The sequence below is a fragment of the Neptuniibacter sp. CAU 1671 genome (assembly GCF_029222905.1).
Lineage (GTDB): Bacteria > Pseudomonadota > Gammaproteobacteria > Pseudomonadales > Balneatricaceae > Neptuniibacter.
Genome location: NZ_JARHUE010000003.1, coordinates 123,500 through 138,242, shown reverse-complemented (window position 1 = coordinate 138,242; position 14,743 = coordinate 123,500). Strand labels below are relative to the sequence as shown.

The window sequence follows — 14,743 nt, the reverse complement described above, 5'->3', positions numbered from 1 at the left end:
CAGTCACGTAAACATTAGCTGACTTTTTCGCCTTTTGCCTGCAGATCGGCATGATACGAAGAACGCACCAGCGGGCCACAGGCAGCATGTTTAAAGCCCAGCTCTTTGGCGATCCGGCTGAATTCATCGAACTCTTCCGGAGTCACAAAACGTTCGACCTTGAGGTGATCACGGCTTGGCTGCAGGTACTGACCGATGGTCAGCATATCCACATCGTGTGCGCGCAGATCTTTCATTACCTGAATGATCTCTTCATTGGTTTCACCAATGCCCACCATCAGGCCGGACTTGGTGCGCACATCAGGGTTACGCGCTTTGTACTGTTTCAGCAGATCCAGCGACCACTCATAGTCAGACCCAGGACGCACCGCCTGATACAGACGCGGCACAGTTTCCATATTGTGGTTGAACACATCCGGCGGGGTTTCAGTCAGGATATCAACAGCGATGTCCATGCGACCACGGAAGTCCGGCACCAGAATTTCCATCTGAATGCTGGGCACACGGCTTCGGGTTTCACTGATACAGCTGGCAAAGTGCGCCGCACCACCATCACGCAGATCATCGCGATCCACCGAAGTGACAACGACATACCGCAGTTCCATATCTGCGATTGCTTCTGCCAGTTCACGGGGTTCGTTTTCATCCAGCGCATTAGGACGGCCATGGGCCACGTCGCAGAATGGACAACGGCGGGTACAGATATCCCCCATGATCATGAAGGTCGCGGTACCGTGGCTGAAACACTCACCCAGGTTAGGGCAACTGGCTTCTTCACACACAGACGCCAGTTTGTGTTTACGCAGTTTATCCTTGATCGCCTGAACCTTGGCGTTAGAGCCCATGCGCACCCGGAGCCAGTCCGGTTTACGCGGCATATCTTCTTTAGCCGTAGGAATTACTTTAATCGGGATGCGATCGACTTTATCGGCACCACGCAGTTTGACACCCTGCTCGACACGCCGTGAGGAAGCAGGGGTTTGTTTTTCAGTCATGTCGGACATGTGTTCTTAATCCAGCTCGTTTGTTCGGGACACTTCGCTATACCCGATACGTCTTATTAAACAGTCCAGCAGCCGTTCTGTAGCGGCTGTCTGGTCCAGGTTATCTACATGGTGACTCAGTTGCGTCATGGTCATCCCGGCATACCCACAGGGGTTAATCCGCAAAAACGGCAGCAGATCCATATCCAGATTCAGTGCCAAACCATGAAACGAGCAACCGCGGCGCACCCGCAGACCCAACGACGCTATCTTGCTCCCATCCACATATACCCCAGGCGCATCTGGCCGGGCATATGCTTCGACCTGGTAGGTCGCCAGCATGTCGATGATCGCCTGTTCCATATGGCTGACGATCTCTCGCACACCGATTTTTTTTCGTTTTAAGTTAATCATCAGGTAAACAATGGCCTGTCCCGGGCCGTGATAGGTGACCTGGCCACCCCGATCTACCTGAATAACCGGAATATCTCCCGGTTCAAGCAAGTGTTCCTGCTTGCCTGCCTGTCCCTGCGTAAAGACTGGTGGGTGCTGTACCGACCAGATCTCATCAACAGCTGACTCATCACGCTGATTGGTGAACGCCTGCATCTTCTGCCAGACAGGCTCATAAGGCAGCTGACCCAGCTGCCGAATCAGAATTTTAGATTCGAGCATCAGATTACCATGTGAACCCGGTCAGAGGCTATTAACGCTTCATGTAACGCCTTGAGCTGATCAACACCGGTTGCAGTGATATTAAACCGCACTGAACGGAAACGACCATTACGGCTGTCCTGAATAGTGACGGTTTCAATATCAAAATCAGCCACATGCACCTGAACGGTTTCGATAACAAAACTCCGCAGGTCCCCAATATTGCTGCCGACTACCTTGATTGGATAGTTAGCACAGGGGAATTCAATTTTCGGAGCATCCTGAGGTGTATCTGACATACTTCAACTTACCTGAGTTTCACCGGACATCAGCTGATGCTGATAATCCCTAAAAAGTTCAAACATACGCGCCCAGAGCGGGCCTTTATTACCGTCGCCTATGGTAACACCATCCACCGCAATCACCGGAATAATGCCGCGGGTAGAGCTGCTAATCCAGACCTCATCCGCACTCAGCAACTGTTCGTAATCCACATCCACTTCCTGATACTGGATGGCATTGGCATCGGCCAGCTGCAGTACCAGCTCACGGGTAATGCCGCCAAGGATTTCAGAACTCCGTTTCGGGGTATACAGCACACCACGCTTCACCAGAAACAGGTTGCAGCTGGAACCCTCGGTGAGCAGACCATTGCGTGACAGCAAGGCTTCATCCGCGCCCTGATCTTTGGCCTGATGTAACACCAGAATATTCGGTAACAGGCAGGTGGATTTAATATCACACCGATGCCAGCGCAGATCTTCAGTGACCACCGCCCGGATCGGTTTGATCTGATCGGCACCCGCCTGCCAGATATCTTTTATCTCGGAGCAGCAGGCAAAGACAGTGGGTTCAAGATCCTCTGCATAGGCATGACTGCGACGTCCCATATCGCCCCGGGTGACCTGAAGATAGACCTGCAGATTGCCGCCACCATTCTGGCTGACCAGCTCATTCAGCACCTCTGCCCAGTCGGTGCGGGCACTGATCCGTACCGCACGGAGACTGTGATTCAGACGGTCAATATGTTCCTGCAGACGAAAGCCTACCCCCTGATAAAAGGGAATCACTTCGTACACACTGTCCCCAAACAGAAAACCCCGGTCAAATACCGAGATTTTCGCTTCTGTTTCGGGCAGAAATTCACCGTTTAAATAGACTGTTGCCATCGCTCTAAAACAGAAATGCCCACATCCTCTAGATGCGGGCACTCCAGCCTTTTTAAAGTCCTGTTGAAAAGGGTTATTAGCCGATCAGACTGGTCACAAACAACAGTATGGCATGCCAGATCCGTTTTAGCAGACCGCCTTCGTTGACCGAGTTCAACGCCACCAATGGCACTTCCGCCACCGGCTCACCCTCCAGCGTCACTCTGACAGTACCGTACACCTGCCCTTTTTCCACCGGCGCCTTGATCACCCGATTGATATCCATGGTGGCTTCAAGCTTGTCAGTCTGGCCTCGCGGAATCGTCACAAACAGCGGTTGATCGATACCGATATTGACCTGATCCTGCGCACCGGACCAAACCTTGGCGGTATTCAGTACTTTATTGGCATCGTACAGTTTATGGGTACGGTAATAGCGGAACGCATAAGAGAGCAGTTTCTGACTTTCACGGGCACGGGCTTCTTCGTCGCTGGTACCCATTACTACCGTGATCAGGCGCATACCGTCACGTTCTGCCGAGGCCACCAGGCAATAACCGGCCTCTTCTGTGTGGCCGGTTTTCAGGCCATCGACGGTTTTATCACGCCATAACAGCTTATTGCGGTTCGGCTGTTTGATATTGTTGTAGGTGAAGTACTTCTCTGAATAGATGCTGTAGTGCTGGGGAAACTTGCGGATAATCGCCTTGGCCAGAATTGCCAGATCCAGCGCAGACGCATAGTGTCCCTCCGCCGGCAAACCCGTGGCATTCATGAAATGGCTGTTTTCCATGCCCAGCAGTTTGGCGTGCTGATTCATCAGATCAGCAAAGGCAGATTCACTGCCCGCAATATGTTCTGCCACCGCAACGGACGCATCATTACCGGACTGAATCACAATACCGCGAATCAGATCACCTAATTTAACCTGCGTACCTTCACGGATAAACATGCGGGAACCCGCTGTACGCCAGGCTTTTTCGCTGACCAGCACCAGATCTTCCTCGCTGACGTTACCCTTATTCAGCTCATATTCCAGGATATAGGCGGTCATCATCTTGGTCAGGCTGGCAGGCGGAAATGGATCTCTCTCATCCTTGGCAGCGATTACCTTACCGGTATCAGCATCCATCACCAGATAAGCACGGGCTGCTATCTGTGGCTCGGCAGGGATCAGAGCGGCCTGAACAGACAGTGAAAACAGACAGAAAAATGAAAAAAGAAACAGAAAAAACTTATTGCTACGCATGATGATCCAATCTGTGAATGATGAGGTGATTATCTCAGCCGAACCCTTCGGCACACATCCGGGTCACTCTACTGAACCCCTCAGGGGAAGTCCACCAGCAGCGGCCGGGTAAATCCAAGCTGAGCCAAACGCTCTTTCAGCTCAGCGAGGGAAGTGTCAGCCCGCAGCGGACCGACATGCACACGGTACAGTGTACCCGCCTCATGCGGCACCGGTTTGGTCGACACCGCCAGGTCTGACAACGCGGAACGCAGAAGAGTTTCCGCGCGAATTGCATTACTTTCCTGACCATAGGACGCAACCTGCAGGTAACGTCCTGCACCGTTATTTTCGGCAGCAGCTGGCACGGTCTGCTGCTGTGCCACCGGCGTCTGAATCAGCTGTCCGGTTTTTTGCCAAGCAGCCGGATCAATCGCTTCAATCCGCACCCGGGCAGTGCCGGTTTTCAGCATATCCAGCTTGGCCGCGGCCGCATATGAAAGGTCAATCAGTCGATTGCCGTGAAAGGGTCCACGGTCATTCACGCGGACAATGACCTGACGGCTGTTTGCCAGATTGGTAACCCGAAGATAGGTCGGCAGCGGCAAATTTTTATGGGCGGCACTCATGCCGTACATATCATAGGTCTCACCATTGGACGTGGCATGGCCATGAAATTTCCGACCATACCATGAGGCAACCCCCTCCTCCCGGTAGCCCAGCGATGAAGACATCACCCAGTATTTTTTGCCCAGTACCTGATAGGGACTTTTATTACCACCCCGGCTTTGCGGCTCCACCCGGGGCACGGCATCCTGCACATGGGATACGTCCACCGGCGCATCTGGTGCCGCGTCGTGTTTCATCGAATAACGCCCGGCGTTAGGATTTGATGAACAGGCCACCAGCAGCAGCGACGGCAACAGTGCCAATACCAGCTTGAACAGGGATAACCGCATACTGTGTTTAACCCGCCTGACCGGATTCAAACGCGGCCCGAATCTGCTCACTCAGGCGATACACTGCCATGGCATACAACCGGCTGTGGTTATAACGGGTAATAACGTAGAAGTTATGCAGGCCAAACCAGTACTGCTCGCCCTGATTCATCTCCATCTTCATCAGCGTGGCCAGCGCGGCATCATCAAATTTAAGCGGCGCTGAGGCACCCTGCTTGCGCCATTCGCCCAGGGAAACCGTGGGCTGCAGATCCTGATTAAACCACTGATCCTGCGCTGGCTGATTAAAGATCACCGGCGCTAATACCGGCTCGCCCGAGCGCCATTTGTGCTGGGCAAAATAGTTAGCGACACTGCCAATAGCATCCACCCGGTTGTTCCAGATATCCCGTTTGCCATCGCCATCAAAATCCACGGCATAGGCTCTGAAACTGGACGGAATAAACTGCCCGTAACCCATGGCGCCGGCGTAGGAGCCCTTCAGAGACTCGAAATCAATCTGCTCTTCCTGCACCATACGCAGGTATTCAGTTAACTGCCCCTGGAAAAAACTGCCGCGTTTCGGATAGTCAAAGCCCAGAGTAGCCAGCGCATCAACCACCCGGTAGCTGCCAGTGATGCGACCATAACGGGTTTCTACACCGATGATCGCAACAATGATCTCTTCAGGCACACCATAGGTCGCTGCTGCACGGGAGAGAGCCGCCTGATTCTCACGCCAGAAAGCAACACCCTGCTCGACACGTGTTGGCTGAACAAAGATGTCACGGTACTGCTCCCAGTTCAGGCGTTTTTCGGCTGGTCGGCTCATCGCCTTGATGATCGAATCCTGACGACGCGCATTGGCCAGTACTTCCTGCAAAAAATCTTCATCAAACCCTTCCGCTTTCATCTGCTCCAACCAGACTTTTGCTTCAGGATGATCAACATAACCCTCAGCACGATCCGGCGCTCTTGCCGTCGCTGAACAGCCCGTCAGCAGCAGGGCAAGACTCACGAAAACCAGCAGAAAATCCTTATTTCTTTTACTCACGTTCCATTCACTCCCGGGCAACACCTGTACCGCGGCATCACCCTATTTTTTAAGCATGGTGCGATGATTGTGGATCGACATGAGGATACCAAATCCTGCCATCAGTGTGACCAGAGAGGTCCCCCCGTAGCTGATTAAAGGTAAAGGTACCCCCACCACCGGCAACAACCCACTCACCATGCCGATATTGACAAAAACATACACAAAAAACGTCAGAATAATGCTGCCCGACAGCAGTCGCCCAAAACTGTCCGGCGCCTGAGAAGCCATCACCAGCCCCCGGGCAATAATCAGCAAATACAGCGTCAGCAATATGAGTACGCCAATCAGGCCAAGTTCCTCAGCCACCACCGCAATGATGAAGTCGGTGTGTGACTCCGGCAAAAAGTCCAGCTGTGACTGTGTGCCCGATAACCAGCCTTTGCCATACAAACCGCCGGAACCGATCGCCGTTTTCGACTGGATAATGTTCCAGCCCGCCCCCAGCGGATCACTCTCAGGATCCAGAAAAGTAAGCACTCGCTGACGCTGATAATCTTTCATAACAGCCCACAGGGCTGGCAAAGCCGCACCCGCCACAGCCAATGCAGCAAAAATAAAGCGCCAGCGAATACCCGATAACAGCAACACAAAAACACCGGATGCGGCAATCAGCAGTGAGGTACCCAGATCCGGTTGTTTCATGATCAGCGCAGTGGGCAGACCAATCAGCACCAGCGCCACTACAACATGTTTGATACTCGGCGGCAGCGGTCTGGAAGACAGGTAATAGGCTACCGTGAGAGGCAGCACCAGTTTCATAATTTCAGAAGGCTGAAAACGAAATCCCGGCAATGCCAGCCAACGCTGTGCACCTTTGGCACCCACGCCAAACAACAGCACCGCTGCCAACAAGCCCACCCCAATCACAAACAGCCAGGGTGCCCAGCGCCCCAGAAAGCGGGGCGTAACCTGAGCCAGCACAATCAGTACAAAAAAACCGGCGCCCATACGCAACGCCTGCCGACTGACGTAACCCACATCCTGACCAGAAGCACTGTAAAGCACAAACAAACCAAAACCACAGAGCAAAAGCAGCAACAGGAGCATCCAGGCATCCAGATGGGTATAGCTCCACCAGCTGGGTTTACGGCTCAGATAGGTCCGCGATTCCGGCAGATAACGTTCAAACTCACGATTCACCGTCAGCGACCTCCTGTACCCGTGGATCTGTACCCAACAGGTAGGCATCCATAATCTTACGGGCAATCGGTGCTGCCGTACTCGATCCGCCACCGCCATTTTCAACAATCACAGCAATCGCAATTTTGGGTTCTTTCAGCGGTGCAAAAGCCACAAACAACGCATGATCTCGATGAATTTCAGCCAGTTTTTCAGCGTCATACTCCTCGTCCTGCTTGATACCGACCACCTGCGCGGTACCGGTTTTGCCAGCAAACTCATAGGGCGCATCACTGCCAACGCGTCTTGCAGTACCGGTAGGCCCCTGCACCACATCATGCATGCCCTTGATGATGTTCTCCCAATATTTTGGATTATTCAGCTGCACATCCGCCGGCTTGGCTTTGATCTGTTCAAGGTCAGGAGCCTGCAACTGAATCCCCTCCTCCGTCTGAGTGCGATAGCCCTTTAGCATATGCGGCTGAACCCAGCGACCCCGGTTAGCAATCACTGCCGTCGCTGTAGCCAGCTGCAGCGGAGTAGCCACCAGAAAACCCTGTCCGATACTCAAGTTAAGGGAGTCGCCGGTATACCAGGGCACCCTGCGACTAGACCGCTTCCACTCTTTGGATGGCAGAATGGCTGCCAACGCCTCCGGCAGATCCACACTGGTGACCTGGCCAAAACCAAACATACCCAGATACTTGGACATCGGAACCACGCCCATTTTGTGCGCCACACTGTAAAACCAGGTATCGCAGGACTGCGCAATGGCTTCGTTCATATCCACTTTGCCATGGCCGTACTTTTTCCAGTCACGGTATTTACGGCCACCGGTGGTTAGGGTGTACCAGCCCGGATCAAAGATGGTGTAGTTGGGGCTGACCACACCCGTGTCGATGGCTGACAGCGCAATAATAGGTTTGATGGTTGAACCGGGTGGATAACGGCCACGAATCGCCCGGTTAAACAGCGGCAGATCGTCCGATTCTCGCAGACCGTTGTAATCCTTGGTGGAAATACCCGTCACAAAGAGGTTGGGGTCGTAACCCGGTGTGGATACCAGACTCAGGATCCCGCCGGTCTCTGTATCAATCGCCACCACCGCGGCCCGGCGATCCTGCAGCAGATATTCGGTGATCTGCTGCAGACGCATGTCCAGATGCAACACCAGGTCTTTGCCGGGTACGGGATCTGTCCGTTCCAGCACGCGCATAACCCGGCCACGGGCATTCGTTTCTACTTTCTGGAAGCCCACCTGACCGTGCAGTTCGTCTTCATAAAAACGCTCCACACCCAGTTTGCCGATGTAGTGAGTGGCAGAATAGTTATTGGCATTGACCTTTTGCAGTTCCTGCTCATTGATGCGCCCGACATAACCCAGCGCATGCACCAATGACTGCCCTTCCGGGTAATAACGAATCAGTTCCGCTTCCACCCTGACGCCGGGCAAACGGTGATAATTCACAGAAATACGGGCGATTTCATCGTCAGTCAGCCTGAAACGCAAAGGCACTGACTCAAAGGGCCGGCGACGTTGTTTGAGGCGGGTTTTGAAGCGATCGATTTCGCGATCAGTAATGGGAATGATTTCGCGCAGATCCACCAACGTCTGTTCCAGATGTTTGGCTTCTTCCTTCAGAACAGTAACGCTGTAACTGGGGCGGTTATCCGCCAGTAGATGACCGTTGCGGTCATAGATCAGACCCCGGGTGGGCGCGACCGGCTGCAACTGCACCCGGTTATCATCCGACATCGCAACATAGCGGTCATACTGCATCACCTGCAGGTAATAGAGCCGCCCCACCAATACCAGCATCAGCAGGAACACCACGCCAAATGCCAGTACCGCCCGTACCTTGAAGGTATGACTCTCCCGGCTGTAGTCCTTTAGACGTTCATGCCCAGACATAAAGGCGTGTCAAACTCCTATTTATGGTAGGGATGCCCCTGCAGAATGGTCCAGGCCCGGTACAACTGTTCTGCCAGCAAAACCCGAACCAGTGGATGCGGCAATGTTAGTGCAGACAAAGACCACTTTTGTTCCGCCAATGCTGAGCAGCGAGGATCAAGGCCATCAGGACCGCCTATCAGCAAACTGACATTACGGCCACTCATACGCCAGCCATCCAGCTTTTCCGACAACTGCTCGGTAGACCAGTTACGCCCAAGCACCTCCAGCGCAACCACCAGATCGCCTTTGCCGATAGCTGCCAGCATCTGATCCCCCTCCTGCTTGATCGCACGGGCGGTATCGCTGCTCTTGCCACGGTAACCCAGCGGCAGCTCAACCAGCTCAAGCGTCATATCTGCAGGCAGGCGTTTACTGTATTCCTGGTATCCGGCATTTACCCAGTCGGGCATTTTGCCGCCGATAGCGATCAGGCGAATTTTCATCGCAGTATCATTTTGCCGCTGCAGTTTCCACGCCCCAGAGGCGCTCAAGATCATAAAAACTGCGGGCATCCGGCATCATGACATGCACGACTACATCACCCAGATCCACCAGCACCCAGTCACCGGCTTCCTGACCTTCAGTACCCAGAGGCATCAGACCGGCTTGTTTAACCTGGACAACCACCTCTTCAGCAACAGAGAGCACATGCCGACGTGAGGTACCACTGGCAATGATCATGTAATCGGTCACAGTGGAGCGGCCCTGCACATCAAGGACCACAATTTCTTTAGCTTTCATATCTTCCAGTGCATTTTGCACCAGTGCGATTGTCTGTTCTGTCTGCATCTGCTCGTTTTAGCTCGTTAAACCATATAGATGGTGAGATTGTATGTAGTGCCAGACCGGATCTGGCAGCAGGTAACGGGGCGAAGCCCCTGTGGCGATCAAATCCCTGACCTGTGTTGCCGATATGCCCAAGGGGGTCAGTTCGTGAAACACAATGCTGCCGGCGGCAGTCTGCCACAATTGCTCTGGCGTTGTCGCCAGATGTTTCTCTGTCAGTTCAGCCAGCTCAGGGGAGGGGTCCGGCCGATAACCGGGCCGTGCCACCACCAGAATATGGCAATAATCAATAAACGCCCGCCACTCATACCATGAGGGCAGGGTTTGGTAGGCATCCATACCCATAATCATCACGATGGGAGTATCAGCCCCAAGTTCAGCCCGCAACGACTCCAGCGTAAAGAGCGTATAACTGGCCTTGTCAGACTCGACCTCTCTGGCATCAACAGTTAACGCTGGCTCATCGTCCGTGGCCAGTTGCAACATCGCCAGGCGCTCGTCTGCCGTGCAGCCGGGACTGTCACGGTGCACCGGTGCACCTGACGGAATCAGATGCACCCTGGCAACCTGCAGCCACTGCTGAAGCTCCAGCGCGGTTCTCAGATGACCGTTGTGCACCGGATCAAAGGTGCCACCCATAAACACATAGGGTTGCGCCATCATCGTTCCTTACTGACGAATATGACCGTCACCCAGAACGATATACTTCTCAGAAGTCAGACCGTGCAGGCCAACGGGTCCACGGGCGTGGATCTTGTCGGTGGAGATACCAATTTCAGCACCCAAACCATACTCAAAACCATCTGCAAAGCGGGTCGACGCATTTACCATCACCGAACTGGAGTCCACTTCACGCAGGAACACCCGGGCACGCGTGTAATTTTCTGTGATAATACTGTCCGTATGGTGGGAACCATAATGGTTGATATGACGAATCGCTTGCTGCATATCATCCACCAACTTGATGGACAAAATCGGCGCCAGATATTCAGTATGCCAGTCTTCCTCAGTAGCAGCTTTCACGAAGGGCAACAGCGCCTTGGTGCGCTCACAGCCCCGCAGTTCAACACCCACCGCCTGATAACGCTCTGCCAGTTCCGGCAATACCTCTTTGGCAATGCCGCTGTTCACCAGCAAAGTTTCCATGGTGTTGCAGGTACCGTAACGGTGAGTTTTGGCGTTCAGCGCCACATTGATGGCTTTGCCTTTGTCAGCCTGATCATCAATGTAGACATGACAGATGCCGTCCAGATGTTTGATCACCGGCACCCGTGCTTCTTTGCTGATACGCTCGATCAGGCCTTTGCCACCGCGGGGCACGATCACGTCGACATATTCAGGCATCGTAATCAGTGCACCTACAGCGGCGCGATCTGTGGTTTCTACAACCTGAACAGCCGTTGCTGGCAAACCTGCCTTCTCCAGACCCTGACGGATGCAGCTGGCAATCGCCTGGTTTGACTGAATCGCTTCAGAGCCACCGCGCAAGATCGTGGCATTACCGGACTTCAGACACAGACTGGCAGCTTCCACGGTCACATTAGGCCGGGACTCATAAATGATACCGATAACACCCAGAGGCACACGCATTTTGCCAACCTGGATACCGCTGGGAAGATATTTAAGGTCAGAGATGGCACCCACCGGATCAGGCAGGGTTGCTACCTGACGCAGTCCCTCAATCATGCCGTCGATACGGGCAGGCGTAAGTTCAAGCCGATCCAGCATCGCAGCATCCAGGCCATTCGCACGTCCGGCCGCCAGGTCCTGAGCATTGGCAGTCGCCAATGCATCACGGCTGGCGTTCAGCGCATCCGCCATCGCCAACAGTGCTTTATTCTTCTGCCGGGTATCGGCACGTGCTACCAAACGGGCTGCATCCCGTGCCGACTGGCCCAGTTCAGTCATGTACTGTTCTACGTTCATACCAGCTCATCTCTTTCATGAAGCGCACATTATAACGCTGCGGCGCTTCCGGGTCATGGGGCCGTGATAATTCCTGTTCACCGATGTGGAATTGAACTGTTATCATGCATCCCTGAATGCTTCAGGAAAGAACTCGTGGCCCGGAACAACCGCTTACACACACTGAACAGACGCTACCTTCAGCTGACGGTTGCGGCGGTGGTGTTGTTATCCGGTTTAGTGCTGAGTGCCATCTATCTGCACCTGTCGGGCCAGCAACTGGCGCGATCCGACACCCTCAAACTGGGTCAGAACCTCGCCAATCAGACCGCCATTATGAGTCGCCCCCTGATGTTGGCCAATGACCGCATCAGTCTTAACTATTTGGCCAACCAACTGATTCAACTGGACTATGTCTCAGGTCTGGAGCTTAAGAATACAGATAAAATGGTGATCGCCCGGGCAGGCAATGCAACAGACCTGAAACTCGAATCGACACTGACCGGTGAACGCTCCCTCGGCACTCTGACACTCTGGCTTAATCCAGCGCCTGCTTTGAGCCTGATCAATCAACCGCTGGCTCAGGCAGGACTGCTCGCTTCAGCCGTGATCCTGATCACCCTGTTCAGTCTCTGGTATACCCTTAAACACCATGAGATAACGGATACACCGAATAGCCATGCGCAGAAACCCGGCTTTGATAACCTGCTGCAACAACATACCGCTGAACAACTTAAGACTCCAGAGACTGACTCCGAACCTATCGCCACCGAACAGCCAGGCCCGCCTCAGGCAACCACCGCGCCCTTAGTCACTGCGGTAGAAGATGACACCTGCGATCTGGTTGATCTGCTCAAACCGGCCAGGGATGCAGTCAATCATATGCCCCGTTTTGAGCATCACCCTCAGGATCTGCCTGAGTTCAACAACCCCAAAACGCCGGAGTTTGAACTGCAGGAAGATGAAGGCGAAGCCCTGCGTCCACCGCCGGAAAAACCTGCCCGGGAAAACCCACTGCTGAAACATTTCCAGCAACGTCAGGAGGTCCAGCTCAACCTCTACCCGTTTGAACACGAGCTAGAATTGATGCTTGCAGCGGAGAATGCCGGTTACATCCTTTACATTGATACCGTTACGCCGGCAGCCGAAAACACCGAACCTGAACTGCGGCAGGAGCTGCTAAATGTTTATCAGCAGCTGGCCCTGCAGGTAGCAGGCATCTATCAGGGCGAGGCGGAAAAACTAGCGAGCGGAGATGTCATCATACGCTTCAATGAAGCCCTGGAAAGTGATGAGCACGGTATTAACGCCCTCTGTGCCGCCACGTTGTTCACGCTGATTTATCGTTTGTATAACCAGAGCCGGATTCGACTGTTTAAACCGGTACTGAATCTGCAGACAGCGCTGGCACGCGGACATAAATCAAAGCCAAACCTGCTACTGGAAGAAGCCCGTTTTCTGACCCGCACCACGCAGAGCAATGCGCTTATAAGCCACACAGCACTGACAGAAGCACCCAAGCTCAAGCAGGCGCTGCTGCAGGATGCGGATATTCGCAGGGAAGATGAAGACAAGGTCCTCATAATGAGGTTACAGCCGCGCCATCAGGAGCTGCTGCAGAAACAGGCCAACCACCTGATCAGCAAATTCTTCAGCGCACTCAAACAGAGTTCAGTTGCAGAAGATTAAAGCCCGTCACGTAGGCCGGCACGATACTGGCGACGCACACTGTACATTCTCAGGTCAGCCACCTTCAGCAGAGTTTCCAAATCAGTACCATCATCCGGATACATCGCACCACCCACAGAACAGCTGATCATCAGGCCATACTGCTCCAGCATCTGATAATCCGCCGTCGCCAGATCATGTAACATTTCAGCCAGTTTGCGCGCCGCAGCCAATGCATCTCGCTGATGCAACAGCAGCGCGAACTCATCCCCGCCGATACGCGCCAGCAGATCTTCCCGGGCAGAATAGGATTTCAGACGTTTGGCGATATCCAGAAGGATACGGTCACCCACGCCTGGACCAAGCAACTCATTAATGCGCCGGAAGTTATCCACATCAATCACCAACACCGAGAACGGCTTATCCTGCGCTTTGGCTGCTTTTAACATACGCCCACCCTGCTCGAATAAGGCCCGCCGGTTTGCCACACCGGTCAGATCACAGCATTGAGACGGAAGCAGTGCAGGCAGGTGAGAGCCCTTATCAGCGGAGGGTTTAAGCACAGGCTGTACTACAAGCTGTTTCCGATAACAAAAACGCAGGTAACCGCCCCCCACCAGCGTCACAAGAAGCGCCACCAGCAAAGAAAACACAATCAGAGAAACGAGCGAATTGATCTGGTTCTGTTGCTCCTGGCGCTCAGTTTCAATGTGCTGGTGTAATAAGTTCAGCGCAGTTTTAGCACCGTTACTGTCCATCTTCACCTGAAGATCAACGCCCGGTACGGCTTCACCCACTATAATGGCCCGGCGTACCAGTTCCAGATTGCCTTCAAACGCATCGAGCGTCTGTCGCAATAGAGAAAGCGCAACTTTCTCCTCGTTTGACAGGTTGAAATGTCCGTAATCGGTGAGCGTAAGACGTGCTTCAGCGAGGTTCTGCTGCGCGGCATGATATAGCTGTATATCACGCCGCAGCACATAATCCTTGAAGTGATGAACCAGACCGCCATACCCCATAAGACCCTGCAAACGAAACAGGGTCTGATCCCGGGCAGAGGTCTGCTCTGTGTACTCCTGCCATGTCTGTTGCAGATGGGTGACCAGATAGATACCGGTACCCGCACACAACACCAACACCACAAGCATGAGCCTTGCCACCACAGGTATCCGTTTATCAATTCGCGGGATTACCCAATGGCTATCCATGGCATTCATTAAACATCCTCATTTGGCATCACTGCCAACAGCAAAAAATCTATAAC

15 protein-coding genes are annotated in these 14,743 nt (G+C 53.5%); 1 reads left to right on the top strand and 14 read right to left on the bottom strand.

All coding sequences use genetic code 11. The features are described from left to right. Positions 1-14: 14 nt before the first annotated feature. The 13 genes from lipA to P2G53_RS06575 form a co-directional block, all read right to left on the bottom strand. Entirely contained in the window at positions 15-1,004 is a 990-nt protein-coding gene (gene lipA, locus P2G53_RS06635; RefSeq protein WP_275815517.1) for a lipoyl synthase, read from the bottom strand. A gap of 6 nt (positions 1,005-1,010) precedes the next feature. After that, entirely contained in the window at positions 1,011-1,658 is a 648-nt protein-coding gene (gene lipB, locus P2G53_RS06630) for a lipoyl(octanoyl) transferase LipB (protein ID WP_275815515.1), read from the bottom strand. Further along, entirely contained in the window at positions 1,658-1,936 is a 279-nt protein-coding gene (locus P2G53_RS06625; protein WP_275815513.1) for a DUF493 family protein, read from the bottom strand. Before P2G53_RS06625 ends, lipB begins: the two co-directional genes overlap by 1 nt. A 3-nt stretch (positions 1,937-1,939) precedes the next feature. Next, positions 1,940-2,806 (bottom strand): D-amino acid aminotransferase, encoded by an 867-nt coding sequence (locus P2G53_RS06620; RefSeq protein WP_275815511.1) that lies wholly within the window; start codon positions 2,804-2,806, stop codon positions 1,940-1,942. Between the two features lie 76 nt (positions 2,807-2,882). Next, positions 2,883-4,034, bottom strand: a complete 1,152-nt coding sequence (locus P2G53_RS06615) for a D-alanyl-D-alanine carboxypeptidase family protein (RefSeq protein ID WP_275815509.1) — start codon at positions 4,032-4,034, stop codon at positions 2,883-2,885. 80 nt (positions 4,035-4,114) lie between these two features. Then, positions 4,115-4,972 (bottom strand): septal ring lytic transglycosylase RlpA family protein, encoded by an 858-nt coding sequence (locus P2G53_RS06610; protein WP_275815507.1) that lies wholly within the window; start codon positions 4,970-4,972, stop codon positions 4,115-4,117. Positions 4,973-4,979: 7 nt separating this feature from the next. Then, entirely contained in the window at positions 4,980-6,005 is a 1,026-nt protein-coding gene (gene mltB / locus P2G53_RS06605; RefSeq protein ID WP_275815505.1) for a lytic murein transglycosylase B, read from the bottom strand. A gap of 42 nt (positions 6,006-6,047) precedes the next feature. Next, positions 6,048-7,235 carry a rod shape-determining protein RodA gene (gene rodA, locus P2G53_RS06600; protein WP_275815503.1) on the bottom strand — a complete coding sequence of 396 codons (1,188 nt, stop codon included), beginning with the start codon at positions 7,233-7,235 and terminating at the stop codon, positions 6,048-6,050. Then, complete coding sequence (gene mrdA, locus P2G53_RS06595; RefSeq protein WP_275815501.1) at positions 7,177-9,078, bottom strand: penicillin-binding protein 2; 1,902 nt, start codon at positions 9,076-9,078, stop codon at positions 7,177-7,179. Before mrdA ends, rodA begins: the two co-directional genes overlap by 59 nt. Positions 9,079-9,095: 17 nt before the next feature. Further along, entirely contained in the window at positions 9,096-9,563 is a 468-nt protein-coding gene (gene rlmH / locus P2G53_RS06590) for a 23S rRNA (pseudouridine(1915)-N(3))-methyltransferase RlmH (protein WP_275815499.1), read from the bottom strand. A gap of 7 nt (positions 9,564-9,570) precedes the next feature. Further along, complete coding sequence (rsfS, locus tag P2G53_RS06585) at positions 9,571-9,909, bottom strand: ribosome silencing factor (protein ID WP_275815497.1); 339 nt, start codon at positions 9,907-9,909, stop codon at positions 9,571-9,573. Positions 9,910-9,918: 9 nt separating this feature from the next. Beyond that, positions 9,919-10,566: a nicotinate-nucleotide adenylyltransferase gene (gene nadD / locus P2G53_RS06580; RefSeq protein ID WP_275815495.1), complete on the bottom strand. Its 648-nt coding sequence runs from the start codon at positions 10,564-10,566 to the stop codon at positions 9,919-9,921. Between the two features lie 9 nt (positions 10,567-10,575). Then, the gene (locus tag P2G53_RS06575; RefSeq protein ID WP_275815493.1) at positions 10,576-11,832 is read right to left on the bottom strand and encodes a glutamate-5-semialdehyde dehydrogenase; all 1,257 of its coding nucleotides are present in this window, start codon (positions 11,830-11,832) and stop codon (positions 10,576-10,578) included. Between the two features lie 135 nt (positions 11,833-11,967). Between P2G53_RS06575 and P2G53_RS06570 the strand changes: the two genes are divergently transcribed. Next, the gene (locus P2G53_RS06570; protein WP_275815491.1) at positions 11,968-13,500 is read left to right on the top strand and encodes a hypothetical protein; all 1,533 of its coding nucleotides are present in this window, start codon (positions 11,968-11,970) and stop codon (positions 13,498-13,500) included. Here the strand turns inward: P2G53_RS06570 and P2G53_RS06565 are convergent. After that, positions 13,497-14,696: a GGDEF domain-containing protein gene (locus tag P2G53_RS06565; protein ID WP_275815489.1), complete on the bottom strand. Its 1,200-nt coding sequence runs from the start codon at positions 14,694-14,696 to the stop codon at positions 13,497-13,499. The two genes, P2G53_RS06570 and P2G53_RS06565, sit on opposite strands and share 4 nt — an antisense overlap. Between the last annotated feature and the right edge of the window lie 47 nt (positions 14,697-14,743).